This window comes from Alteromonas sp. 4NS20-0143, from assembly GCF_057542855.1.
Map to the genome: position 1 here is coordinate 77988 of NZ_BAAJLR010000001.1, position 26119 is coordinate 104106.

Here is a 26119-nt window from a genome sequence, read left to right on the forward strand (position 1 = left end):
AGCCAATACGATAAAGATGGCAACATGCTTATTTATTTAAAATTTAAAAAGTTGAGATTGAGAAAACTGTACAAAACAAGCTCTCTAGCAGTTGATTGGACCGCGCGACATACGCATAATAGCCGGCAAATGAAATGAGGAATACAGCATGCGTTTGTGCGACCGCGACATAAATCAATATCTGCAAGACGGGAACATTAAAATAGATCCCACGCCCAACTACGACCAAATTAGCGGCGTAACGGTAGATATTCGTTTAGGGAATAAGTTTAGAGTGTTTGAAGAGCATCAAGCGCCATACATTGATTTAAGCGGCCCAAAAGTTGAGGTTCAAGAAGCACTCGATCACGTGATGAGTGACGAGATTGAGCTGGAAGATGGCAAGGCATTTTTCCTCCATCCCAAAGAATTAGCGCTTGCTGTTACGCTTGAGTCGGTGACCTTGCCAGATAACATTGTGGGCTGGTTAGACGGTCGTTCTTCACTGGCTAGATTAGGGCTTATGGTGCATGTAACAGCGCACAGAATTGACCCCGGTTGGTCTGGCAATATCGTACTTGAGTTTTACAACAGCGGAAAACTGCCTTTAGCACTTCGTCCAGGAATGAAAATTGGGGCGATAAGTTTTGAAGTATTATCTAGCCCAGCTGAAAAGCCTTACAACGCTAGAGTGGATGCCAAATACAAAGGGCAAGATGGCGCTATTGCAAGTCGCATAACTTCAGACGACCAACATAAGTAACTCGAAAACCACGATTAAAGTGGTAAAGGGTAGTGCGTTTCCCGTCATTTACTGGTAGAAATTATAATAGCGAATAAAAGCAATTATAAATGCGACAGGTAAATGGGAAGCGCAATGAATACCACGCCTCAAAGCGAAATTACTAAAAAGCAAGAAACTCATAAAAAACTATCCAATAACAAAAAGCCCACGCCCAAAAACCTCATTATTTTACTGGCGTTTGTTATTGCCAGTGTCAGTGGTTTAGCGTTGTGGTTTGTTGGGCAGCCTAAAGATATTGTCTTTACCGCTGCCATTACTCTATTTGTCGCCATTTTATGGGTAACTGAAGCACTGCCAATTCCAGCAACCTCATTACTGCCCTTCGCACTATTCCCATTGTTTGGTGTGCTGTCTCACAGCGAGGCGGCATCATCACTTGGTAGCCATGTCATTATTTTGCTAATGGCGGCGTTCATGCTTTCAAAAGCATTAGAACGTGCCAACCTTCACAAGCGCTTTGCTATTTATATGCTGCGCTTAACTGGCAGTGGTAGCCCTATGAAGCTGATTTTAGGCTTTATGATAACCACCGCAGTGCTGAGCATGTGGATAAGCAACACCGCTACCATTTTAATGATGTTGCCCATGGCGATTGCCATTATTAACGCGGTGGATAACCCTCGTTTTGGCGTGGCGCTTATTTTAGGTATTGCCTATTCTGCGAGCGTTGGCGGGGTAGGCACACCAATAGGCACGCCGCCCAATATTATCTTTATGAGTGTTTACGAAGAAACTCAAGGCATGGAATACAGCTTCATCGATTGGATGAAAACAGGCATTCCTATTGTCATTGTTGCGGTACCTATAATGGCATTGTGGCTTGCCCGCGGTATTAGCGTTGTGGGTAAAATAAACCTTCCTATGCCCGGTGAATGGTCTCATGCAGAAAAGCGAGTTTTAGCTATTTTTGGCACGGTTGCTATGGCATGGATTTTTCGCCCTTTTTGGACTGCATGGCTAGGAGTTACCACCATCAGCGACAGCACTATTGCCGTAGCGGGTGTTGCGGCCATGTTTTTGACCAATAGTGGTAACGATAGCGGGCAGGTTGATGCCAAAGGCAATCGCGATAAGTTATTAAACTGGAAAACAGCAAACGATATTCCTTGGGGAATGTTACTGCTTTTTGCAGGTGGTATTTGTATTGCCAAAGCGTTTACTGCATCTGGGCTTAGCATTTTAATGGGCACCTGGTTAACAGGCCTTTCAACGTTACCGATAATTTTGCTAGTGCTAGGTATTTGCTTGTTTGTTACTTTCTTAACGGAAATCACCTCTAATACGGCAACGGCAACCTTGTTAATGCCTATATTAGCAGCCGCCGGTGTAGCGGTAAGCGTAGACCCCAAGCTACTTATGATCCCCGCTGCGATTAGCGCAAGTTGCGCGTTTATGTTGCCAGTTGCGACAGCGCCAAATGCCATTGCTTACTCAACAGAAAAGTTTGATATAAAAACCATGGCCCGAGAAGGCATTGTGCTCAACGTTATTGTGGCGTTAGTGGTTACAGGAGTGTGTTTCGTTACGTTGGCATAGTCGGTTTTCAAAGAAGTGGTTAGCAATTAAGCGCTTGAGTACCTTAATTGCTAATTGTCGTTGCATTGTTGATTATTTTGAGTAGACTTACACGCTCTTTCGGTCGGTGTGTGGCGCAGCTTGGTAGCGCACTGTCATGGGGTGTCAGGGGTCGGAGGTTCAAATCCTCTCACACCGACCAATCTCTTCTATTTTTCAATGGCTTACCCCACCCATTGATTGCGCGTGAAACAAGCGTCCCAAAACTATTCCATAATTGTCACAATACAGAGCAGACAAGTTTAGTTTTCCCATCTGTTTAATCATTATTAATTGTCCGTCTCTAGCTTGGTGCTCTGGTATCAACCTTGAAAATTCTCCCCACTCGCAACTAGTTAATCCTGAGGTTTACCAAACAGGACATAACTATGACAAAATAGACTCAGGCGCGTGTCTTGCAAATCACGTTCATTCATCAGTTTGAATTGACCATACTTCTCTAGGCACTTAATTGCTTTATAATTATGTTTACTAAGGAGAAAGGATGTCTCAGCGATTTACAGAAGAATTCAAAATTAACACGCCATAGAAAACTTCTACAATCTGACACTTAAATAAATCAATCTAGTCAACAAGACAGCTGCTACAAAATGTAGCGTATAGCGTTAGTTTTTCTCTTACTTTATAAGCTACTTTTCTACCTTATATGGGCTTTTTCTGGAGTTGCTTGTGTTGCTCATTCACTAGCATTAAAGCCGCTGAGCTATACATTTTATATAATTCATAAGATAGTAAACCAGCCTCAACTGCTGGATCAGTTTTTACCCAAGATTCCGCTGTTTCTAAGTTATCGGTATTGAAAATAAAGACACCACGCTTCGGCTCAGCATCTCCTAAAGGGCCAGCCACAACCAATTTTTTCTCTTCCGCAAGCTGACTCATATTGGCAAAGTGACCAGCAAAGGCTTCGTTTCTTTTAGTCTTATCTTCGACGACTTTGTCTCCAGTCACCAATATGACCATCACATAAGGTTTCATGCCATAATCATCAGCACCCACCGACTTCGCTAGCTCTTCGTCGTATTCAGCAAAACTGTGAGCACTAAAGAGTAAACCGAGTAGCAATAAGTAGTTCATTTTCTTAATCATTTTCATTATGGTCCTTTAATTGTTCTCTTGCCTAAACTAGCGTGTCTAGCTGAGGAATGCTTTAACACTACATATTACAATGCAAAAATAAAAATTCGAGATGAAATGACAGTTAAAAATAAAAACTTCAAAGGATCATTGGTTTGCACTTTTTATTAGGAGCGACAAGCTGATTGCCTTAGCAATAGTTGCATCTAGACAGAACTAAAGTAAGTCGTCGAATATGTTGAGAGGTGATCTTTTACGCTTCATTTTCCCGTAGTCACAATGGTCTGACGTATTTGTAATCGCATTTCAAATACTCTGCATTGGTATCTATTTTACTTTCTAAATAGTTTCCACACATACGCCAGCATAATGCCGGCGCAAATAAAAACCCGATGGAATATGCCGCTTTCTTTATTCCATATTGACTCCACACCATGGAAATTATGAGCAGGGATTATGATTAAAAAAGTAAGTATCGCGTTGATGTTTGCCGCTCTAGCAACGTTTGGTTGTAGCGATAAAGACACTGCCTCATCACAAGCTCAAGACTCTGCTTCATCGAAACAAAGTGATGCAAGTGCTAAGCAAAAACAACCTGCAACGCCGGTGGGGTATGTAGATCTCACTTTGCAGCAAATTCCTACCCTAGCGAAAATTCCAGGCAGAGTGGTACCATACCAAGTCGCTCAAGTAAGGCCTCAGATAAGCGGCATTATTCAGTCTCGTCTGTTTACCGAGGGGGCGTTAGTTAAAGAGGGCGACCAGCTTTACCAAATTGAACCTAATCGCTATCAAGCCGAGGTGGATTCTGCACAAGCAGACCTTAATAACGCCCAAGCGAGAGTGAATAATGCCCAGTCCGTTGTTGAGCGTTACGACAGCTTGGCCGAATCTGACGTGTTAAGCCAGCAAGTTTTTGAAGATGCGCAAACAGAGTTAATGCAAGCAGAAGCCGCGGTAATGCAGAGTGAAGCCCAGCTTAAGCGCGCAAAAATAAACCTCGCTTATACCAAGGTTTACGCACCAATCACCGGCTACATAGGGCCTTCAAGTGTAACCAAGGGCGCGCTGGTGTCGCAGCAGCAAGAACAAACCCTTGTCACCATTCGTCAACTAGACCCTGTTTATGTTGATTTCTCTGTCTCTGCTAGCGATAGACAGTTGATAGGCTCGCAAGGTGATACTTCGCAGAGCCAATCGGTAAGCTTGTTTTTAAACTCAGGAGAGCGGTATCCTCAGGTTGGCAAAATAATAGCCACAGATTTTGCGGTTGATAATCAAACAGGTACCATTCAGGTTCGCACCGAGTTTGCTAACCCTGAAACTGCTCTTTTACCTGGATTATTTGTGCGCGGTGCAATTAATGACAGCACTGCAGACCCGGTTATTATTGTTCCTCAAAAAAGCGTAAAAATTGGGGCGAACGGTAAAAAGCATGTGTGGGTGATAGACGCCGACAACAAAGCGCGCGAACGAGAGGTTACCACGGGCACGGCGTTTGAAAACAAATGGGTTATTCAAGAAGGCTTGAAGCAAGGAGAGCGGTTAATTGTTGAGGGCACCATGACATTAGCCGACGGGCAAAAGGTTAAGCCGCAAAAAATGAATCAGGAAAGTGACCGAGAAGCTAATCAAAAAACTAAGCAACAAGCTAATCAAAAAGCTACACAAAAAGCCAACAAGAGCGCTGATGACCAGAATGCACAGTCGACAGGGAAGGCACAATAATTATGTTTTCTCGCTTTTTCATCAACCGCCCCATTTTTACCGCCGTAATCGCACTTCTTATTATGGGAAGCGGCGCATTTTCAGTAATGAATCTTCCGCTAGAGCAGTACCCGAATATTGCGCCACCTAAAGTTTCTATTAGCGCAAGTTACCCCGGTGCATCGGCAAAGACCATGGAGGTTACGGTTACTCAAGTTATTGAGAAGAGCCTCACGGGTATCGACAACTTGCGCTACATTCAGTCGCAAAGCTCTTCTGCCGGCACGGCGTCAATTACCTTAACCTTTGAACCAGGTACCGACCCCGATATTGCGCAGGTACAAACCCAGAACAAAGTATCCCAAGCGCAATCTGCGTTACCGCCCATTGTGCAGCAGCTTGGCATTGCAGTAGAAAAGGCAGGCAGCAGTTATGCGCTGCTAGTCAGTTTTTTCTCAAAAAGTGGCGAGATGAACCGCAACGAGATTTCAGACTTTCTAGTGTCGAATCTTGAAGAGCCATTAAGTCGGGTTAATGGGGTGGGGCAAATACAAACCTTCGGCCCTGAAAACGCCATGCGCATATGGCTTAATCCTAACGCCATGAACAATTACAACATTACCGCACTCGATGTCACTAATGCTATTGAGCAACAAAATGTGCAGTTAGCAACGGGTGAAATTGGCGGAGCCCCATCGGTAGAAGGCCAACAATTAAATGCCACTATTACTGCGCAGTCGCTGCTAACCACGCCTGAAGAATTTGAAGCTATTTTATTACGCTCAGATTTGAACGGCGCGAGTTTAACGTTAGGCGATGTTGCTCGTATTGAAGTGGGTGCAGAAAATTACAGAGTGCTTGGACGATGGAACGGAAAACCCGCTTCCGGTATTGCCATTGAGCTTGCGCCATCGGCTAATGCGCTTGCCACAATAGAAGCCTTGAAAGCGCGAATTGATGAATTTAGAAGCATCATTCCAGATGATTTGGATATTGCTTATCCTGTCGATACGTCGCCTTTTATCCGCGCGTCTATTTTCAACGTGCTTGAAACCCTCGTGATTGCGGTGGTGTTAGTGGTGCTAGTGATCTACATTTTTCTGCAAACACTAAGAGTCACTTTAATTCCGGCTGTTGCCATACCTGTTGTTTTGCTAGGTACCTTTAGCTTTTTATTGCTGTTTGGTTATTCCATTAACGTACTTACCATGTTTGCCCTTGTGTTAGCGATTGGCATGTTAGTCGACGATGCGATAGTGGTTACCGAAAATGCCGAAAGAAAGCTTGAGGAAGATGAAAGCCTGTCGCCTAAAGAGGCCGTAAAAAATGCGATGGCAGAAATTTCTTCTGCACTGGTGGGCACAACGGTAGTCATTTGGGCGGTATTCTTGCCCATGGCGCTATTTAGCGGCTCGGTTGGCGTTATTTACAGGCAGTTCGCTATTACGATATCAGTTGCAATGGGGATATCACTGTTTATTGCCCTTACCTTATCGCCAGCGCTTTGCACATTGTTGCTGCAATCAGGTGGAAAGAAACAAAGCACAAAGGCACTGCAGTGGTTTAATACTGGTTTCGACAAGATCAAAAATAGTCACAATTCCCTGTTAGAAAAATTGCTGAACAATAAAATAATTTTACCTGCTGTGTTCATTGTATTAGTGGCTGGAAGCATGTGGATCTTCGGTCGAATTCCGACTTCGTTTTTACCTGAAGAAGATCAAGGCCGAATGTTTACCTTGGTGTCTGGGCCTCCTGGCTCAACGCTTCAGCAAACTCGAGAAAAGATGGCCAAGCTTGAAGACTTTTATCTCAACGAAGCGAGTGATGCAGTAGAGGGTTTGTTTACTGCAGCTGGTTTTAGCTTTGCAGGGCAAGCGCAGAATGTGGGTATTGCGTTTGTACAAATGAAAGATTGGGAAAAGCGTGGCGAACAAAACAGCGTCTTTAACATCAAGCAGCGCGCCGCAAAGGCGTTGGCACCGGTGAAAGACGCTATGATTATTCCCCTTGTACCGCCGCCTGTGAGTGCGTTAGGTAACGCCAGTGGCTTTCAGTTGCAGCTGATTGACCGCGAAGGAGCAGGGCACGAAGCAATGAAGCAGGCGACTCAGCAATTACTAAAAGCTGCCAACGAAAGCCCATTGCTGTCTCAAGTTCGTTTTAATGGCCTTGCTGACAACCCTCAATACAGCTTAGATATAGATACGCCAAAGGCGCTGGCGCTAGGGGTACCAATATCAACAATAAATCAAACGTTAAGCGTTGCCTTAGGCGGTCGCTATGTGAATGATTTTGTCGATAGCGGTCGCATTAAACGGGTTTACGTTCAAGCCGATAATGAATATCGAATGCTGCCTGCCGATATCGATAATTGGTATTTGCGCAACAGCAGCGATGGCATGGTACAGCTTAGCCAAATAGCAGAAGGTAAGTGGTCTTATGGCCCTTCTAAGTTAACGCGCTTCAATGGCGGGTCTGCAAGAGAAATACAGGGCTCGACGCCACCAGGAGTGAGTTCAGGCGAAGCGCTAAAAGAATTAGAGCGAATTGCAGAATCACTCGATAACGGCTTTGAAATTGCGTGGACGGGGTTATCTTACGAAGAAAAAGAAAGTGGTAGCCAAACGTTGCTGCTTTACAGCATTACCGTGGTGGTGGTGTTCATGATTTTAGCCGCTTTGTATGAGAGTTTGGTGATCCCCGTTGCTATTATATTGGTGGTGCCGTTAGGTATTTGCGGTGCTGTATTAGCAACGTGGTTAACCGGTCAATCAAACGATGTGTATTTTCAAGTAGGGCTGTTAATGACCATTGGTTTAGCGGCTAAAAATGCTATCTTGATTGTGGAGTTTGCACAGCGCAACTATAAGCAAGGGATGAGCGCTTACGACGCTGCCATCAACGCCGCAAGTCAGCGCTTTCGCCCCATTATTATGACATCGCTTACTTTCATTTTAGGCGTAATGCCCTTAGCGTTTGCTTCCGGCCCGGGCTCAGGTGCACAAAATGCAATTAGCATAGGCGTACTTGGCGGGATAACCATGACCACAGTGTGCGTTGTGTTCTTTGCTCCGTTTTTGTTTGTGTGGGTACGTCGCATCGGTAAAGGGTCTGACGATAACGCTGAAAAGGCCAGCTAGAACTGTATCAAATGTCTGACGCACACAGTTTACAGGATTAACTAACGCGCCTTCATTTAACATGAGGGCGCACACCAAGGATTAAGGTTATGTTTGCATTATCATCAAAAGCCATGCTGCCGAGCGGTGCGGGATCAAGTAGCAGTCTATTAATCAATAAGCTACAACTCACAGCGTCTTCTTTGGTGCAAAGCACTGATGGTGGAGGCGCTATTTCTAGTCTATCTAATGCGCAATCGCTTTTAGCCCAGCTTTGGGAGAGCTTTGTTTATCGCTTGCCCGGTTTAGCCCTTGGCATTGTTGTGATGGCTGTCTTTATCTTTTTAGCCCCTCATGTTGCCAGCTTACTTGTAAAGCCTATGACGCGAGCGACAACGTCGCCTTTACTACGCTCTGTTATACAACGAAGCATCAGCTTAGTGCTTATGTTGCTCGGAATTTATTTGTTTCTGTTTTTGGCGGGTTTAACGGGCTTTGCCATTGCCGTTGTCAGCGGGACGGGGGTCGTAGGGCTTATTTTAGGTTTTGCGTTTAGGGACATTGCAGAAAACTTTATTTCAAGCCTACTGCTTACCATCCAGCGGCCTTTTCGCATAGGCGATATTGTTCAGATAAATGATTTTACGGGCATTATTCAAAAAGTGACGGCACGTGCCACCACATTGGTAGATTTTGACGGTAATCACATTCAAATACCTAACGCGACAATTTATAAAGGCGTGATAAAGAACTTAACGGCTAACCCGCTAATGCGAGGACATTTCGTCATTGGAGTAGGGTACGACGCTGATATACAGCGAGCACAACAAATAGCGCAAAGTGTTATAGCCGAACAGCAAAACGTGCTGACCGATCCAGAGCCTCAAACGCTTATCGATACGCTAGGTGCCTCTAGCTATAATGTGAAAGTGTATTTTTGGGTAGACGTAGAGAAAACCAGCGTGCTTAAAATGTCGTCGGTGCTCATGCGCAACATCACCACTGCTTTCTTAGATGCCGATATTAGTATGCCTGACGACGCAAGAGAGCGGATATTTCCACAAGGCCTTAGGGTTGAAACGGTGCCAAACCAAAGTGAGGTTGGTGGAGATAGAAAAGTTAGTGAGGGTAATGATGCTTCAAATAACAGTGAGGGTGAAGCATCAAGTTCTAGCTCTAATCAAGCCAAACATAATCATAACGTGTTACAAAACAGTCGCTTCTCAGATGATGATGTAGCGTCTGAAGCTCATGAAATTAGAGAACAAGCTCGCAACTCGAGAGATCCAGAGGGAGGCGAGAATATTCTTTAAGTAGTTACAGCGGTAGCAGTAAATCAAATAAAAAAGCGCCATACCTTGGCGCCTTCTATTACTAATCACTCTCAATAAACCTGCTGGGAGAAGTTATCACCCAGCAGATTTCTTTATCTGTTTTCCAACCGGTTAAAGTCTAGATACCCAAACTCAGTCGGGTAGGTTTCTTTAAAGTAGCTGTGCATGTTGTCAGCATAGTCCCAAAATTTAGGGTTTGTGCGTCTTACGCCATAGGTGTCTAGCAATGCTGTATAATCCGGTTCTGACCCCATTTTATTGATGCGTGAGGCGAGGTCTTGTAGCTCGGATATTTCAACCTGTAAAAATGCATTTGGGTGAGAGGTCATAAATCCACTGGCGATAGTGACGGTGTCTTCTTCTGGTAAACGTCTGTCTTCCTCATTAAACAAATGAGAAATATTGGTGTGGGCGCTGTGTCGCAGCATAGTATAAAAGTGTTGTTCATCGTTTGATTTGTCATAAACTCGCACTATGGTTGACTCAGGAAGAAGCGAAATATTTTTGCCCTTAAGCGAGTTTATCGTGTTAAAGCTAGCGATAGCCTCTTTACCTTTAAACCCATTATTTAGGTAATGTCGCTCGCTGATTGTGCCTGTGAATTTACGCTTCATAGTATCGAGTAATTCTTGATAAGGGTTATCAGTTTTGTACTCAATATTAGTTTCTATCTTTGATGTATTGCCTTTATACACAAATTCTTCAACTTCACTCACCGAGCCGCGATACCATTTGCTTCTAATCTTGTCTCTGGTTTCACTTGGTAGCAACGCTAAAAAGTTGAATTCGCCTTCCATGCGCAAAAAGTCCATATACATTCTACTGTTAAGCTGGTGGCCAACGTTGCCGTATACGTCGTAACCCGCCACGAGTAAATAGTGAATGCGCTCAAATAGTGGGTAAGTTAATACCCACGCTGTTTGTGGCGTATCTCCAACAAGCCCTTTAACTACGCTTGCGGCATCTTTATGCCTAAAGATAGTTAACGCCATATTTTCATTCTCGCCATCACCGTTCCACAGTAAATCAAGATCGATGTTTAACTTGTCTTTTATTTGGGTATTGATGAATTCAGATTTCGCATTTAAATATTCACGCTCCATCGCGGCATAGTTCATCCATGCCGTGGGTAGGGCATTGCTTTGCTCTTCAGCAGGCAGCTCAATATTTTGAAGTGCTTGTTGTATAAATTCGCCGTTATTTTGAACCAAATCTAAATCTGGCTCAGAAAATACAACCCAAAAATGATCGTTTATTACGTTTAGCGCCATTTGCCCGCGACACACTGGGCCTTTGATAAATTGCATGATGGTGTTTTGCGCCTCATCAAGCATATAGTTGTATCTCGCGTTTATAGGTAATTGGGCAAATGTAATAAAGGGGTTAGAGGCCTCTTCAGGCTTATACGACGGCATTGAGGTAACCTCGTAATCGTCGTTCAAAAACCAGTCTTCGTATTTATCCATGCGATCGCTGGTAAGTAATACTGGCATATGCGACTTGTGCACTCGCGTTTGTTTTAGCGGCACTATTCTGTAATACACCCGCTCTACGCCTGGGCTGTCGAAGGGCCGACGGGTATGAATACTTTTAATGGGTTGTCCAGGGGCAGTTGAGGAGCGAACCAGCTTGAAAAACTGTTGAGGTTGCTTAGCGTCAAAGTGCAGGTGCACAAGAAAGAGGTGTTCAAATAAATAACGGCTCATTAATTGAGACTTTAAACTTTTGCCGTTTAAAAAGTCTTCCCACGCCATAATGTGCTGCTGATTTTCTTCTGTAATAACAACGTCGTCGCTACCTTTGCCGCCTTGGGCTATCCAGTTGAGAATGAGCGCGTTTTCTTGTTTGTCTAATGCTGGCAACGCATAGGGCATTCCCCATAAAGGGTAATCTTCTTTGAAGTCATCGATATCGTCGACGGTAGGGCATTGATATGCTCTGTTGATATTCAACGGGTAATCTTCTTTATTAAGAAGCGCCGGTGTTTCACTGGCTGTTTTTACTGGCGTATCTTGTTTTAATTGCAGCAGGTGGGCAATAACGCTTGATGATAAGTTTTCATTGGCTGCGGTTTGGTAATCTGTGGATGACAAGTCATGTGAGCTCATTTTGGGCGTGTCAGAATTAACTGCGAAGAAGTCTTTGTCTCGCCATTGAGCTAGCGTATGGCCGTCTTCGAATAGCCGAGTTAAGTTAGCTTCTATAAGTCTTTCACCATCGTAAACCCGCTCTTTGCTCGCGCCTCGTTCAATACCGGAATAAGAGCCCATTTTAAGTTGGCAAGGGGCATCATAACAGGCATGGCAAACCACACAGCGCTTGTCTAAAACAGGCTTAACGTCGTCGTGATAATTAACCACTTCACTTGTAAGCGGCACTGAGACAGGTAGCGACTTTGCTTTGATGGGCGTTTGGAAAAAATGATAAATGCCTGACCCAGCTAGTAGCACAACGATACACCAAATGGAGGTTGTCCATTTATTCATGCAAAAACTCTCTTTTAAATTATTTTGTTTAGACTGTACTGTTTTACCGTACTTTTTAGCTGTACTTTCTGACAGGCGTTAGCTGTACTTTCTGACAGACGGAAATCACATGAACGTTGCGTCGAGATAACATCAAGATAACCCTATTCGCGAGTACGAACAGCCTTAGTGTTACCACTATACAGTAGCCAGAGTGCAGGTGGTAGAAAAGAGGAGAAATGTGTATGCGCAATCGCAAGAAGGGTTCCATTTCTCCCATATCGTTGACATTTTCCTCTCATCTTCTCCTAATGTAAGCTACTCCTCATTTGAGCTAAACAGGAGGTAAATCAAACCAAAGCGCCTCAATAGGGCTAGTTGCTACTATGTTAACTTGCTCATTTGCGCCAATAGCAAAGGCGTCTCCGTTACTGAAAGTCTGATTATCGAACGCCTCTGTGCTTGTGCTATTAATAGTAGCGTTATTGGTATCAGCGGCTTCCGTGCTAGAGCTTAAAGTACCAGGGTTTAAAGTACCAGAGCTATTCACTTCAGCGTCACCATTGATAATGTGCAAATAGCCCGTTCGATTCGCGGTGTTTAAGCTATAGGTCTCTCCTTTATCTAACATTAGCCTAGAGATACTGGCATCTTGATTTATTGACAGTGTTCCATCGTTGCCCTGGGGGGTAACTAAAGGAGTAAGCGCGCCTTTTTGTGCCACTGCGTTTTGTTCATAGCTTGGCTCAATTCCTTTTTTATCCGGTAAGATCCAAATTTGTAGAAATTTTACTTTCTCATTTTTTGACGCATTGAACTCTGAGTGGGTAACGCCTCGTCCTGCGCTCATGCGCTGAATATCGCCTGCTGGCACTACATATTTATTGCCGCTGCTGTCTTCATGTTTTAGTGCGCCCTCAATAACGTAAGACACAATTTCCATGTCTCGGTGCCCGTGGGTACCAAACCCTTGCCCTGGCATGACTTCATCTTCATTGATCACCCGTAACACCGAAATACCCATATGCTGTGCATCGTAGTAGTGTCCAAATGAAAAGCTATGCTTACTTTTTAACCAGCCTAAGTTCACGTCGCCTCGTTCGTCTGCTTTTCTAATATAAATCATTTGAATGTCCTCACTTCATTTCAATAAGGTTACTGTAGTCCTAACGATGAATTTAGAAAATTGCTTTAAAAAGGTTGTTTCATTCTTTTTATTAGAATGTATTGCGAGCCCTATATTAGCGGCTGTTACTCTTCCTTGTTTTTCTATGAGTTCTTCTTGTTATGTGGTGTAGTGCTTATCAAATAACAAAATAGTAATTGCGGCGTATTTTCTTTTTATTCGTTTTATTGGAATGAATGATGCGTTTTTAACATATTTATTTTCTTGCGCTTTCATTCAATACTTCGACTTAGCATTTGTGATGTTTCACTAAGTCAACACGTCCTAATATTGAAGGAGAAAACGAATGAACACTATTTTACTACTGAAATCGTCACTTAATGGTGACCAAGGAAATTCATCTATCTTAGCTAACGCGCTGGTAGAAAGAATCAAATCCCAATCTGAACAAAATAGCCAAGCAGATAATGGTGTAACGGTGATAGAAAGAGACCTTGCTGCTGATGTATTACCTCACTTAACACACGCTGAAATGGCCGCGTGGGCTAATAAGGGTGGAGATGAACTCGCCACATTATCAGATACCTTAATCAACGAGCTAAAAAGTAGCGATACCATTGTTATTGCTATGCCTATGTATAATTTTGGCGTGCCCTCTACCTTTAAAGCATGGGTCGATCGCATAGCGCGTGCTGGCGTTACCTTTCAGTACACGGAAAACGGCCCGGTCGGCTTGTTAGAAAACAAGAAAATAGTGGTAGTTGCGGCGCGAGGCGGTATATATGAAGGCACACAAAAAGACACCCAATCTCAATATCTAAAGAATTTTTTCGGGCTGATTGGCCTCACTGATGTTTCTTTTATCTATGCAGAAGGCTTGGCTATGCCAGACGGCGAAGCACGAATGAAAGCAGCTGAACAGGCCGTAAATGCGTTTAGCCTATAGTTATTAAATTTAGGATTAATTCAGGTAGGCGAATGATTGCGTTTAACCGAACGCAATCAGCGCCTTTCAGATACAGCACAAAAAAATACATCATTTGCTTGTTCGATAATTGTACTGCTGGTGTTTATCTATTATGGTGGGTTTATAAAAATAACTGGCAGGACGCATGAAGATTTTTTCCGAGTTTAAACGTCGCAACGTATTTAAGGTTGCTAGTGTTTATTTGGTGACATGCTGGATTATTTTGCAAGTAGTTGCTGTCCTTTCTCCCGCCTTACATTTGCCAACACTGTTTAGCACGATTATTACCGTCATTCTCGTTATAGCATTTCCTTTTGTATGCATTTTTGCTTGGGCATTTGAATTAACCCCTGAAGGGCTAAAGCGCACTCACGAGGTTGATATCAATGAGTCAATTGGTAAGCACACTGGCAGTAAAATTAATTACCTACTCGCTATCTCGCTCACGTTTGCCCTTGGTTTCATTTCCTATCAAAACTGGTTTATTGACTCTGCGGATGACAGTGCAGAGCGCTCTATTGCAGTTCTGCCGTTCGAAGACATGAGTCCAGATAGTTCACAGAGTTACTTCGGAGATGGCATAGCCGAAGAGATTTTAAATTCACTGGCGCGCTTAAATAAATTAGTGGTAATAGCCCGTACCTCGTCATTTAACTTTAAAGACAGCAATAGTGATATTCGCGAGATAGGGAAAAAGCTAAATGTAAACTATGTACTTGAGGGCAGTGTTCGAAAAGATAAAAATCAACTACGTATTACTGCGCAGCTTATCGAAGTCAGCAGTGGTGCGCATATTTGGTCACAAACCTATGATCGGACGCTAGACAGTATTTTTGCGGTACAAGATGAACTGACTTACGCTATCACACAGGCTCTAAAATTAAATTTACTGCCTGAGCAAGTTGAACAAGAAGCTGGAATGACGAAAAATCCAAAGGCCTACGAATTATTTATTAAAGGTAGAGAATTTTCTTATCAACGAACCTCAGAGTCGTTGCAACAAGCCGCGGATATATTGCAACAAGCCATTGAGCAGGATCCTCAGTTTCACCTCGCAAAAGCACAGCTATTTATGGTGCACGAACTGGCCTCATATTACGGTGGATTTACCAGCGAAGAATCTCAGGCAGAAAAAGATCGTTTATTTTGGGAATTAACAACCGCGCCAGATTTTCCGCTTAAAACACTGGTAACAGCAGTACAGGCGGAGAAAAACTATAAACTTGAAATAAGTATGACGCTGTATCAAATGGCTTATGAGCAGTCACCTAACGATCCGCTTATCCAAAACGTTAGCACGCTTATTCTCGATGATTATCAAGACATGATTAAGCGGCGGGAGCAGATTCTCAGAACAAATCCACAAAGTCAGATAAATGTGGCGAACTTAGTCTATTTGTATCTTGTCGCTGAACAGCCCCAGCGAGCAGAACAGCTTTTATCGACAATGAATACACAATTTAAAGAAAGTTCGGCGAATTTTATCGCAAGTTTCTATTATTACTACGCTTATAAACAAGACATTAAAAAAACGTTGGAGTTAATTAATACCTATCGTGGTGAGCCTAATGCAGAGTACAGAAGGGTAAAGTCCTCAGTTAATATACTTAGTGGGAACATTAATGTTGCGCTTGCTTATATGAGTGACGAGCTTGACCAATTACCAGACACTTCAGAGGATTTCTTTAACGCTTATTTACTCCTCCTCGACTTAGAAACGAAAGGCAAATTAACCGAAAAACAGCAAGTTCGCTATCGTCAATTACCAGTTACCGAGGAGTTTCAAAATAGAGTGCAAGCATCCTATAAGCTGGAGCAAGGAGATGAGACGCTGTATGAAAAACAGCAGCAATTAGCAGGCGCAACTTCAGCTGAGTTCTCTCAACAAGTAGATCTTTACAAGTCTGAACCTTATTCCTACGCGGCAATTAAAAAATTTAAGGGAGACGATAGATATGCTCGGGAACTAGGAAGCGCCATAGAGCCTGCGGCCTCGGCATGCCAACAAACACAAAATAAGCTTAGCTGGACTTGTGCAGGCTATATGTATCTAGTCAAAGACGATTCAAAAATAAATCCAAAAAGTATGTTTAACCGCCAACCGCTTCTCGATTATGACTCGATAGGAAGTGAGACATTTTTACTCACCTCGCCCCGTTTTTATGGACTAAGTCAGCACCCTGATTTTAAACCCATTGCCACCTCGTTTATCAATAGCACCTTCGGAAAATGGAATCCTGATTTCGCGATAGATGAAACTATCGTGTCTAATCCACAATGATGAGAGAGACATCCATTTTCAAGCACCGCTGTACGATACATTTAGTAAACCTATTGCAGCATGACTAATAATTTTTGATTACGTGCTTGTAACACACTGAATTTGCGTTTATCGCACTCGATGTCTTCAAATTAATTTGTCATTTTTAATTTTCTAGGAATATACTTTTGTCTAAGTGAAGTGGTTTTATGCCAAGTTATGGTTCAACAGAGTATGGTCTTAGATAATGCACATGGAAGTTATTCGCTGTCTTTACAATTCGAAACGGTATATTGCGATTATGCCGATGGATTTAATTTAAGTGGCGTTCGAAAACTTACCCTCGACATTCTTTCATTAACCGCCTCGTTAAATGCCTGGGTGCTTTTTCAACGTCCCACAGAAACTGCGGGCATAACCCATGATGCGATTGGCGAAATGATGGCGGGATACTTTGCTTTTCAACAGGCCGGCTGCAAAGCGGTAGGTATTGTCGAAAACAGTATATTTGTTCACGCAGGTTCCCCGCATCGACCTTCAAATCTCACCATGCCGTTCATGATTGATAAAGACGAGGAAAAAATTCAGCATTGGCTTTCGCAGATACGCTTATCATCCCGCTAAATGTTTATTTTGTGTTAAACCTTCTTTTTCGCCTTTTTATCGATTATAGCAGTCCTAAATTTTTAAAACGCCGTATTCTATGTCGTAGAAAACTGATGTAGTGCGCGTGCTGCGCGGAGTAAAAATATGGTTAACACCGATAATAACAACAAAAATCAACAAACCACCTATAATAAAAAAGTACCTTGGGTAGTTCATATCATTGTCTCTATCGTTATCCTCATCATCGCTGGGCTAATAGTGAAAGCGATGTTTTCCAGTAAGCCAGAGGCAAGGAAGTGGGGAGGAAGTCAAGCTGCTCCCACCGTCGCCGTTGATGTCATGGATCTCACTATCGATAACTACGAGGTATGGATTGAGTCTTACGGCACGGCGCAACCGCTCACACAAACCGAGCTTGTAGCCGATGTTTCCGGTCGCGTGGTCTCGGTTGCTCCTAACATACGAGCCGGGGCGTCATTTAAAAAAGGTGATGTTCTTGTTCGATTAGAAGACAGGGACTTTCGCATTGAAGTGGATATTGCGAAATCTGCGGTTGCAGAGGCCAACGTAAGCTATCTGCAAGAGCTGGCTGAAGCCGATTTTTCAGCGCAACAATGGAACAAACAGCCTAAAGGAGAGGCCGCTAAACTTTTGGCATTGCGCAAACCTCAGGTTGCAGCTGCCCAAGCGGCGCTTCGCGCGGCAGAGGCAAGGCTAATGGGCGCCCAGCTAAATCTTGAACGAACTGTTATCAAAGCGCCCTTCGATGGCATGGTGTTGAGTCAGTCTATCGATGTTGGACAAGTTGTGACGCCGTCACAGACTATCGCGTCTATTTACAGCACCGACGTTGTTGAAGTTAGGTTGCCCATTAAAACCGCAGAGCTAGAATATTTTTACTTAGGTGAAAACGGCTCGGACTCTTCTCAAAACCCCCGCGTTAGACTTTACGGTGACTTAGGCACTAAAACGTATCAATGGGAAGGCGAGATTGTGCGAAGTGAAGGCGCATTCGACCCTACCACCCGCATGCTTTTTCTTGTGGCTCAGGTAGAAGCCCCTTTTCAAGCTACTCAACAAAGGCCAGCGCTACGAGTAGGTCAATTTTTAAGTGCTCGTATCGAAGGGCAGAAACTCAATGATGTATTTGTCATTCCTCGTCAAGCTGTGTCTCAGAACAATATGGTAAGTGTGGTGGACGAAGGAGTCTTAAGAAAAAGGCCCATCACTCCGTTATGGACCGACGACAAAAACGTGATTGTTTCTGCCACTAATCGTCAAGTTACTGGCAATGCCAGCAATGTGTTAACGCCAAACGATCAGTTAATTCTTACCCCTACAGCCAACATTCCCGATGGCACCAAGGTGAAGTCACTGGCCGATAGCTTGCCAGAGACGTCGTCAGCTAAAAAATCGCTTCAGGCAAAGACTGCTGACAGTGCAAAAAACACTGAACAACAGTAGGAGATGCCAACATGATTGCATGGTTTGCTAAAAATGATGTGGCGGCGAATATCTTACTTGCCGTAATTTTTATCTCAGGGCTGTATGTTGTATCAAACCATATCCCCGTTGACTTGTTTCCCGAATTTGAACAGCGCAGTGTGCGCGTCACTATGTCTTTGCCTGGCGCATCGCCTCAGGAAGTCGAAGAGGGGATCACCATTCGTATTGAAGAGGCGGTTCAAGACTTAGAGGGAATACGAGAACTTAACTCATCAAGCAGTGAGGGCAGTGCATCTGTCACCATCGAAGTTGAGGAAGGATACAACGTACGGGAAGTGCTTGATGATGTAAAAATAAAAGTGGACGCTATCAATAATTTTCCGGTTGATGCAGAGAATTTACTTATTCAAGTACCCCAATGGCGACGAGATGCCATTGGGGTAGTGCTGTATGGTGATTACGACCCCATAACGCTGCGCCGATTAGCAGATACAGTGCGCGATGAATTGGCTGCCATTAACGGTATTTCTCAAGTTGAAGTGGGGGGAACGCTTCCCTTTGAAATTTCTATCGAGATCCAAGAGTTGGTGCTTAGAAAGTACGACTTAACGTTGGAGCAGGTTGCTACCGTTATTCGTCAAAACGCAACCGATGTGTCAGCAGGTAACCTAAAGACCGAAGGCGGTGATATTTTCATCCGTAGCAGAGGCCAAGCCTATAACGCTGATGAATATGCAAATATTCCTATAGTCACCACGCAAGACGGCACAATGATTAAGTTGGGCGACCTGGCGAATATTGTAGATGCTTTTGAAGAAACGCCGCTTAAAACACGGTTTAACGGAATGCCAGCTGTGGAAGTAGAGGTATTTCGCACCGGTGATGAAAGTATTATTGAAGTTACCCAAGCGGTAAAAGATTACGTAGTAGCAAAACAATCGCAAATGCCTGAAGGGTTAAGTTTAGATTTTTGGCGAGACAGAAGTGAGCCAATTAAAGCCCGTCTTGCAACGTTATCGACTAGTGCGTGGCAGGGGGCGCTATTGGTGATTACCTTACTTGCCCTATTTTTGCGACCGTCGGTGGCGTTTTGGGTGTGTTTAGGCATTCCCATGAGTTTTATGGGGGCATTCTTACTGATGCCTGTGTTCGACGTTACGCTAAACCTAATGAGCCTATTCGCTTTTATTCTGGTACTAGGCATAGTGGTGGACGATGCCATTGTTACCGGAGAAAATGTTTATGCTCATTTAGAGCGTGGCGAAAACCCTCTCGATGCGGCCATTAAAGGCACGCAAGAAGTTGCGGTACCGGTTACGTTTGGTATTTTGACTACAGCGGCGGCTTTCTTGCCACTCGCTTTTCAAACAGGCAGAGGAAGTTGGTATGCGGCTATTCCGTTTGTCATCATCCCAGTATTGCTGTTTTCATTAATTGAATCGAAATTTATTTTGCCCGCTCACTTAAAACATGTGAAACCCCGTGGCGATAAACCAGCCTCTAAGCTGTCAGAAATACAAAAGAAGGTTGCTCGCTCTTTAGAAGTTCTTATTGAACGAGCGTATCAACCTGTATTAGCCCGCGCAATGCAGTGGCGCTATGCATCGTGGGTGCTCATGTTTTCAGTTCTGGTGATTATTATAGGTTCTATCGCCAGTGGACAAACCAAGTTTGTTTTCTTCCCAAGAGTTCAAAGTGAGGTGGCAACCGCCACCTTAGTGATGCCTGCGGGAACGGCATTTGAAAGCACAGATCGCATCGTAAAATCTATCACGGGTCATGCTCAAGCGCTTCGCGAGGAGTACCTTGATGAAGATACCGGTGAGTCAGTCATTCGAAATATTTACTCAGTGAGTGGTGGAAGAAATTCCACCACAGGTAGAGTGCAAATTGATTTAGTGCCGCCTGAAAAACGCACGGTAGACGTATCTACACGAGAAGTGGTTAACGAGTGGCGTAAACGCGTTGGCCAAATTGCTGGTGCAGAACAGCTTAACTATCGCGCTGAAATTGGTGGATGGGGCGGCTCGCCCGTGGATGTTGAGCTTAAAGGCAGAGACACCAATGCACTTAACGAGCTTGGTGAAAAGCTGAAAACAAAAATGGCGGAATATGCGGCTGTTTTCGATATCGAAGACTCATTGTCAGATGGTAAAGAAGAACTTCAGCTTGAATTAAAACCCGAAGCTCGACTGCTAGGGTTAGACCTTAATACTGTGGCAAGGCAAGTTAGACAAGCGGTGTTTGGGTTTGAAATTCAGCGCATTCAGCGAGGCCGAGAAGAGGTACGCGTGATGGTGCGTTACCCATTACAAGCTAGGCAGTCTATTGAGACCCTCGAACAAATGATGATCCGCATTGGACCGAACCAAGAAGTGCCACTTTGGCAAGTAGCAGATGTGATCCCCGGGTTTAGCCCAGACAGCATTTTGCGCGTAGATAGACAAAGAACACTTTCGGTTACCGCAGACTTTGATAAAAAGAATGGCGATTTAACCCTTGTGCAAGCAGAGGTAAACGATTGGTTATCTGAGCAGTTAGGTCAGTACCCTGGCGTTAGCTTTGAAATGGCAGGTGAAGCGCGAGACCAAGAAGAGTCGTCTCAAGGGCTAATTGTAGGAGGAGTGGGTCTGGCAATACTGATTTATATTTTGTTAGCCATTCCGTTTAAGTCGTATTCTCAGCCGATAATTGTAATGTCTGTTATACCTTTTGGCCTTGTTGGCGCTGTTATTGGTCACTGGATCATGGGTATGGACTTAACGCTTTTAAGCTTTATGGGCATGCTCGCGCTTTCGGGGGTTGTGGTGAACGACTCATTAGTATTAGTCGACTATATAAATCAAAAGCGTCTTGAAGGCGTTGCTCTTAAGAAAGCGGTTTACGATGCTGGTGGTCGACGCTTCAGGCCCGTATTACTTACATCGCTTACGACTTTCGCGGGGCTGATGCCGCTGTTATTTGAAAAGTCGACTCAGGCTCAGTTTCTTATTCCAATGGCAGTAAGTCTTGGTTTCGGCATTTTGTTCGCGACCGTGATCACCTTATTTATTGTGCCGCTAAACTACCTCATTCTTGAGGATATAAAGCGGTACTTTAGAGGCTACGGTAAAGACATGAAGGGGCTAGTGAAAGGAAAAAACGCGCAAAGTTAATTCAATGATATCGCCAGAGACGGGGCTTCAACACGTGTGTAATGCCGTATAGCATAAAAACACGTGTTATTGTAAGCATATTAGCGAGCCCCGTCGCTTTCTTACCTTTAAGGTGCAAAGCCTGAGCTATTGCCCAAGTTAACGTCTAAACTAACCCCTATGCTCGGCTTTACTTCTTACCTTAATACCAGCTTAAAGCTGCTGTTCAGATGCTATAACTATTTCGATAATTATCTCGATAACTATTTCGGTAACTAAGTCGATAAAGAAAGCGAGAACTCCGCAGAAATTTCACAAAATCTTCTCCCATACTTACGAAAATCCGTCTTTACTGATATGGTTATTAGTAAACGCCTTCCGTGGTGACCATTGCTTGGTAACCCCGTTTAACGCAACGCAAAGAGAAATGGCAGATGAAAATAAGAAGTAAGCTGATAACTGCATTTTTAGTAGCGGTAACCGTTCCTATCATTGTTTTAGTTGTAACAACGACAGTGCAAACTTTTACACAATCTCGCAATTACTTCGTTAATAGTGCATCCCAAGAAATAAAACAAATAGATAATGCGTTTGAATTGTTTTTTGAAGGAATGAAAGAGCACGTTCGCTACCTTTCTGACGACGTGAGAGTAAAGTCAGCGGCAAATACCTCAATTACCAACTACATCAACCGCTCTGCAGACATGACCCCCTTAAGTAACGGGGATATAGAGAGAAACATTTATGAGTTTCACGGTCAGTTTCGAGAAAAGCATCCCAATTTACTGAATGTCTACATGGGAACAGAGACGGGGGGCTTTATTCAATATCCTGCTGAACCTATGACCAATTACGATCCTCGCAAGCGGCCTTGGTACGAGCAAGCAAAGCAAGCGGGGGGCGAGGCGATTATTACCTCACCTTATCAAGGGGTGTCTGGCGGACCGATGATTTCTATTGCCACCACAATAGAATCTGACAGCGGCAGTGTAATAGGTGTTCAGTCTATTGACGTGACCTTAGATACGCTAACGCGACTGGTTAACGATGTTAAAATTGGCGAGTCGGGATACGTCATCTTAGTTGACGATAATGGTGTGGTACTGGCTGACCCACGCAATAAGAGCAATAACTTTAAAAACGTGAGTGAGTTGCAAAATTTAGCCATGTACAAAGCGTTGCAAACACAAAGAGACAATACGTTTTCTGTCGATACTAAAGAGGGTGAGGTGACGGTTACGAAATACAGCTCTCCTAACTTGAAGTGGCAGTTTATTGGGGTAATCGAAAGTTCGGATATTGAAGCGCCGGCAAGAAATATTGTGACCACCATGATGATTGTACTTGTTGTAATGCTAGTGCTTTGCAGTGTGCTTGGTGTGCTGCTCGCCGATAAAATTGTTGCGCCTATTTTGCATATTAGTCGAAGCTTAAAAGGTATCGCTGATGGTAAAGGAGATTTAACCCAGCGTTTAGACGTTAAAACACGGGATGAAATTGGTGAGCTTGCCAATTACTTTAACCAGTTTATGAACTCTATTGGTGATTTGATCAGTCAAATAAAAGCCCAAGCGCAAACGCTGCACAGTTCGTCTCAAGACTTTAAAGCGGTAGCTGAGTCGCTTAATCAAGCAAGTGAAAAACAGGAACAATCAATCGAGCACACCGCTACTGCCACCAATCAAATGGCCGCGGCAGCGCAAGAAGTAGCCAGAAGCTGTGTATCAACTCAGGATGCGACAGAGCAAACTGATAATGCAAGTCAAAACGGTCGCTCTATCATTAAAGATACAGTGGTGCAGGTTGAGCAATTGATGACATTGATGCGTGATGCTTCATCGGCCACTGATGAGCTTGAAAACGAAAGTGGTAATATCAATAAAATTCTTAATGTCATTCGAGATATTGCTGAGCAGACAAATTTATTAGCGCTAAACGCCGCCATAGAGTCCGCCAGAGCCGGTGAGCAGGGTAGAGGCTTTGCCGTGGTCGCCGATGAAGTTAGAACCCTTGCAAAGCGCTCACACGGTGCAACAGAAGAAATTGATAGCATGCTCAACAAGCTTGTAGAGCGAACGCGATTTGTATCAGCGAAAATGACGACAAGTCTTGAGCAGTCAGAGCAGGCTACCACGCAGTCAAATGAGGCAAGCGAAACTTTTGAGAAAATTGGGCTGCTGGTGCAGCAAATTATGAATCAAATCACGCAAATTGCCACAGCAGCTGAACAGCAATATCAAGTGTCAGAAGAGATAAGCAAAAACATTGTAGGAATGCAGGCCTCAACCTCAGAGGTTAGCAAGGCGTCACAGGGCCTATCGAATAACGCTGAAAACTTGCTGTCGTTATCTGATGATCTTAACGACCTAGTCGGACAGTTTAAGCTGTAGGGTGGGTACGGTAAAAAAGCGATAGATATATATAACTATAATCAATCGTTTGTGTGTGTCTTTTGCATTGCATCACGGGATGGTCAGCGTTTACTCTATGTTAATAATTTGTAATAACATAGAGTAAGCGAGAGTCTTATGAATTTTGCAGAATTTGCCGCTTCAAGAAAGAGTGTCCGCGGCTTTACTAAGCAGCCTGTGTCAAAAGCAACCGTAGATTCTATTATCAACGCGGCTAAGTGGGCGCCTTCTTCTTACAACACACAAACGTGGAAGATACACGCTGTTACTGGCGATGTTTTAGATAAAATACGCGAAGGAAATACAGAAAATACCCTTGCGGGAAAGCCTCATAAACGGGATTTTCCCTACAAGGAAGACTACGAGGGTATTCACCGTCAGCGACAAATTGATGTAGCCGTTCAGCTGTTTGATGTTATGGGCATAACTCGCGAAGACAAAGAAAAGCGAATGGACTGGATGATGCGCGGTTTTCGTCAGTTTGATGCACCTGTATCGTTAGTGCTGACTTACGACAAAACGCTAGAGCCCGCAGGAATTACTCAGTTCGGTTTAGGCTCTTTGGCTTACGGTATCGTGCTGGCCGCGTGGGACTTAGGCTTGGGGTGCGTGATTAACGGACAGGGCATTATGCAGTCTGACGTGGTGCACAAGCATGCCAATATTCCAGACGATGAAGCCATTATGATTTGTATAGCGCTTGGCTATCCAGATCCTGATTTTCCTGCCAACTCTGTTCGCTCTACCCGCGCAGACAACGCAGATTTTGTGACCTACCACGGCTTTGAGTAAGAACTAAACAGCTAGGCAGCTAAACAAAAGCTACTCGTTTTTATCTACTCAACTTTTTCCTGCCGCATGATCATTACAATGATGATAGTGAGTAACAATGCGGTAGGTACCCCCACCATTAAAAACTGCTGTTGACGCACGAAGTACCACGCCAGCGATATCAAAGACACAATTACTGCAGCCGCAAAGCCTAGTTTAAAGAATTTCATAATACTTTCCTGATTTTAATTAATAAGTGTGTACGAAAATACAGTCTAAACATAGTTCTTATTAATGTTTTTTAATATTAGCAGAAATCAGAGTGATGTTCTGATCCCAAAAGTTGTTATTCAATTACCTAATGATACGTTAAGTAATTGTTAAAATACTCAACGTCAACCTAAACTCAGTGATGAATGTGAGAGAAAAATAATGAAGATAAACTTTAGCTCCATCTCAGAAATGTGTAAAAACGTGGGTAAACTCGGAATGAAAGGCAAAATGCTCGCCACAGGCGGTTTATTGCTTTTAACTCCAACGATGGCCCACGCGGCCGCCAACCTTGAGCCTGATGATTTCGTTGGAATTTCATTCTGGCTAATTTCCATGGCACTTATGGCCTCAACCGTGTTTTTCCTATGGGAAACTCAAGCTGTAACGGCGAAATGGAAAACATCCTTAACCGTGTCGGCGCTAGTAACGTTTATCGCCGCAGTGCACTACTTCTACATGCGCGACGTGTGGGTAGCAACGGGTGAAACACCAACAGTATATCGTTACATAGACTGGCTACTAACAGTGCCACTGCTAATGATTGAATTCTACTTAATATTACGTGCTATTGGCGTAGCAACAGCCGGCATATTCTGGCGCCTGCTTATTGGTACACTAGTCATGCTAATTCCAGGGTATCTTGGCGAAGCAGGATATATGGACCTCACGCTTGGCTTCGTAATTGGTATGCTTGGTTGGTTCTACATTTTGTACGAAGTATTCCTTGGTGAAGCAGGTAAAGCAGCAGAAGCCCATGCAAGTGATGCAGTAAAATATGCATATGGCGCAATGCGTTGGGTTGTAACTATCGGTTGGGCAATTTATCCAATCGGCTATGTGATGGGTTACCTAGTGGGTGCTGCAGATGCAGATTCGCTTAACATTATCTATAACTTAGCAGACGTAGTTAACAAAATTGCATTTGGCCTCTTGATTTGGTTCGCCGCAACGAATGAAAGTGACGGCAAACTAAAAAACTAAGAGAACAGGCAGCAGTTGACTAACTGCTGCTTTGCGTTATGCACGCTTGCGCTGCAAAGCAGCGCAAGCGTTACTGCCAA

Annotated in this window: 17 protein-coding genes and 1 tRNA gene; 14 read left to right on the plus strand and 4 right to left on the minus strand. The window is 43.8% G+C overall.

Annotated elements, in window-relative coordinates:
* Nucleotides 1–148: 148 nt before the first annotated feature.
* From dcd to AC27HD_RS00355, 3 genes are all read left to right on the plus strand, one after another.
* A complete protein-coding gene (dcd, locus tag AC27HD_RS00345; RefSeq protein WP_487103070.1) occupies nt 149–742 on the plus strand; it encodes a dCTP deaminase in 594 nt (197 codons plus the stop codon).
* A 114-nt stretch (nt 743–856) separates the two neighbouring features.
* Entirely contained in the window at nt 857–2320 is a 1464-nt protein-coding gene (locus AC27HD_RS00350) for an SLC13 family permease (RefSeq protein WP_487103072.1), read from the plus strand.
* Nucleotides 2321–2424: 104 nt separating this feature from the next.
* A tRNA-Pro gene (locus AC27HD_RS00355) sits at nt 2425–2501 on the plus strand.
* A gap of 500 nt (nt 2502–3001) precedes the next feature.
* On the opposite strand, the gene AC27HD_RS00360 is transcribed toward AC27HD_RS00355, so the two are convergent.
* Nucleotides 3002–3454, minus strand: a complete 453-nt coding sequence (locus AC27HD_RS00360) for a YciI family protein (protein ID WP_032096680.1) — start codon at nt 3452–3454, stop codon at nt 3002–3004.
* 438 nt (nt 3455–3892) lie between these two features.
* On the opposite strand from AC27HD_RS00360, the gene AC27HD_RS00365 reads away from it, so the two are divergent.
* The 3 genes from AC27HD_RS00365 to AC27HD_RS00375 all read left to right on the plus strand — a co-directional run bounded on the left by AC27HD_RS00365 (nt 3893) and on the right by AC27HD_RS00375 (nt 9578).
* Complete coding sequence (locus AC27HD_RS00365) at nt 3893–5164, plus strand: efflux RND transporter periplasmic adaptor subunit (protein WP_032096679.1); 1272 nt, start codon at nt 3893–3895, stop codon at nt 5162–5164.
* Nucleotides 5165–5166: 2 nt separating this feature from the next.
* Nucleotides 5167–8286, plus strand: a complete 3120-nt coding sequence (locus tag AC27HD_RS00370; protein WP_487103074.1) for an efflux RND transporter permease subunit — start codon at nt 5167–5169, stop codon at nt 8284–8286.
* 89 nt (nt 8287–8375) lie between these two features.
* Nucleotides 8376–9578 carry a mechanosensitive ion channel family protein gene (locus tag AC27HD_RS00375; RefSeq protein WP_487103076.1) on the plus strand — a complete coding sequence of 401 codons (1203 nt, stop codon included), beginning with the start codon at nt 8376–8378 and terminating at the stop codon, nt 9576–9578.
* Between the two features lie 113 nt (nt 9579–9691).
* Here AC27HD_RS00375 and AC27HD_RS00380 read toward each other — a convergent pair whose 3' ends face one another.
* Together AC27HD_RS00380 and AC27HD_RS00385 are read right to left on the minus strand one after the other, a co-directional pair.
* Nucleotides 9692–12085: a fatty acid cis/trans isomerase gene (locus tag AC27HD_RS00380; RefSeq protein ID WP_487103078.1), complete on the minus strand. Its 2394-nt coding sequence runs from the start codon at nt 12083–12085 to the stop codon at nt 9692–9694.
* Between the two features lie 313 nt (nt 12086–12398).
* The gene (locus tag AC27HD_RS00385; RefSeq protein WP_487103080.1) at nt 12399–13190 is read right to left on the minus strand and encodes a pirin family protein; all 792 of its coding nucleotides are present in this window, start codon (nt 13188–13190) and stop codon (nt 12399–12401) included.
* A gap of 346 nt (nt 13191–13536) precedes the next feature.
* Here AC27HD_RS00385 and AC27HD_RS00390 point away from each other — a divergent pair, with 346 nt between their 5' ends.
* The 7 genes from AC27HD_RS00390 to AC27HD_RS00420 all read left to right on the plus strand — a co-directional run bounded on the left by AC27HD_RS00390 (nt 13537) and on the right by AC27HD_RS00420 (nt 24806).
* Nucleotides 13537–14136, plus strand: coding sequence for an FMN-dependent NADH-azoreductase (locus AC27HD_RS00390; RefSeq protein ID WP_487103082.1), 600 nt, complete (start codon nt 13537–13539; stop codon nt 14134–14136).
* A 166-nt stretch (nt 14137–14302) separates the two neighbouring features.
* Entirely contained in the window at nt 14303–16438 is a 2136-nt protein-coding gene (locus AC27HD_RS00395; RefSeq protein WP_487103084.1) for a hypothetical protein, read from the plus strand.
* A gap of 213 nt (nt 16439–16651) precedes the next feature.
* A complete protein-coding gene (locus AC27HD_RS00400; protein ID WP_487103086.1) occupies nt 16652–17041 on the plus strand; it encodes a hypothetical protein in 390 nt (129 codons plus the stop codon).
* A gap of 126 nt (nt 17042–17167) precedes the next feature.
* Nucleotides 17168–18487: an efflux RND transporter periplasmic adaptor subunit gene (locus tag AC27HD_RS00405; protein WP_487103088.1), complete on the plus strand. Its 1320-nt coding sequence runs from the start codon at nt 17168–17170 to the stop codon at nt 18485–18487.
* Nucleotides 18488–18498: 11 nt separating this feature from the next.
* Complete coding sequence (locus AC27HD_RS00410) at nt 18499–21624, plus strand: efflux RND transporter permease subunit (protein ID WP_032096671.1); 3126 nt, start codon at nt 18499–18501, stop codon at nt 21622–21624.
* A 413-nt stretch (nt 21625–22037) separates the two neighbouring features.
* A complete protein-coding gene (locus AC27HD_RS00415) occupies nt 22038–23993 on the plus strand; it encodes a methyl-accepting chemotaxis protein (RefSeq protein WP_032096670.1) in 1956 nt (651 codons plus the stop codon).
* Nucleotides 23994–24131: 138 nt separating this feature from the next.
* Nucleotides 24132–24806 carry a nitroreductase gene (locus AC27HD_RS00420; protein WP_032096669.1) on the plus strand — a complete coding sequence of 225 codons (675 nt, stop codon included), beginning with the start codon at nt 24132–24134 and terminating at the stop codon, nt 24804–24806.
* A 44-nt stretch (nt 24807–24850) separates the two neighbouring features.
* On the opposite strand, the gene AC27HD_RS00425 is transcribed toward AC27HD_RS00420, so the two are convergent.
* Complete coding sequence (locus AC27HD_RS00425) at nt 24851–25015, minus strand: hypothetical protein (protein ID WP_160173365.1); 165 nt, start codon at nt 25013–25015, stop codon at nt 24851–24853.
* Nucleotides 25016–25217: 202 nt separating this feature from the next.
* Here AC27HD_RS00425 and AC27HD_RS00430 point away from each other — a divergent pair, with 202 nt between their 5' ends.
* Nucleotides 25218–26039: a bacteriorhodopsin-like gene (locus tag AC27HD_RS00430; RefSeq protein ID WP_487103091.1), complete on the plus strand. Its 822-nt coding sequence runs from the start codon at nt 25218–25220 to the stop codon at nt 26037–26039.
* The last annotated feature ends 80 nt before the right edge of the window (nt 26040–26119 follow it).

Bases quoted from the DNA above. Each gene is read 5' to 3' on its own strand.
- dcd (WP_487103070.1), top strand. From the start codon at position 149: ATGCGTTTGTGCGACCGCGACATAAATCAATATCTGCAAGACGGGAAC.
- AC27HD_RS00350 (WP_487103072.1), top strand. From the start codon at position 857: ATGAATACCACGCCTCAAAGCGAAATTACTAAAAAGCAAGAAACTCAT.
- AC27HD_RS00360 (WP_032096680.1), bottom strand. From the start codon at position 3,454: ATGAAAATGATTAAGAAAATGAACTACTTATTGCTACTCGGTTTACTC.
- AC27HD_RS00365 (WP_032096679.1), top strand. From the start codon at position 3,893: ATGATTAAAAAAGTAAGTATCGCGTTGATGTTTGCCGCTCTAGCAACG.
- AC27HD_RS00370 (WP_487103074.1), top strand. From the start codon at position 5,167: ATGTTTTCTCGCTTTTTCATCAACCGCCCCATTTTTACCGCCGTAATC.
- AC27HD_RS00375 (WP_487103076.1), top strand. From the start codon at position 8,376: ATGTTTGCATTATCATCAAAAGCCATGCTGCCGAGCGGTGCGGGATCA.
- AC27HD_RS00380 (WP_487103078.1), bottom strand. From the start codon at position 12,085: ATGAATAAATGGACAACCTCCATTTGGTGTATCGTTGTGCTACTAGCT.
- AC27HD_RS00385 (WP_487103080.1), bottom strand. From the start codon at position 13,190: ATGATTTATATTAGAAAAGCAGACGAACGAGGCGACGTGAACTTAGGC.
- AC27HD_RS00390 (WP_487103082.1), top strand. From the start codon at position 13,537: ATGAACACTATTTTACTACTGAAATCGTCACTTAATGGTGACCAAGGA.
- AC27HD_RS00395 (WP_487103084.1), top strand. From the start codon at position 14,303: ATGAAGATTTTTTCCGAGTTTAAACGTCGCAACGTATTTAAGGTTGCT.
- AC27HD_RS00400 (WP_487103086.1), top strand. From the start codon at position 16,652: ATGGTCTTAGATAATGCACATGGAAGTTATTCGCTGTCTTTACAATTC.
- AC27HD_RS00405 (WP_487103088.1), top strand. From the start codon at position 17,168: ATGGTTAACACCGATAATAACAACAAAAATCAACAAACCACCTATAAT.
- AC27HD_RS00410 (WP_032096671.1), top strand. From the start codon at position 18,499: ATGATTGCATGGTTTGCTAAAAATGATGTGGCGGCGAATATCTTACTT.
- AC27HD_RS00415 (WP_032096670.1), top strand. From the start codon at position 22,038: ATGAAAATAAGAAGTAAGCTGATAACTGCATTTTTAGTAGCGGTAACC.
- AC27HD_RS00420 (WP_032096669.1), top strand. From the start codon at position 24,132: ATGAATTTTGCAGAATTTGCCGCTTCAAGAAAGAGTGTCCGCGGCTTT.
- AC27HD_RS00425 (WP_160173365.1), bottom strand. From the start codon at position 25,015: ATGAAATTCTTTAAACTAGGCTTTGCGGCTGCAGTAATTGTGTCTTTG.
- AC27HD_RS00430 (WP_487103091.1), top strand. From the start codon at position 25,218: ATGAAGATAAACTTTAGCTCCATCTCAGAAATGTGTAAAAACGTGGGT.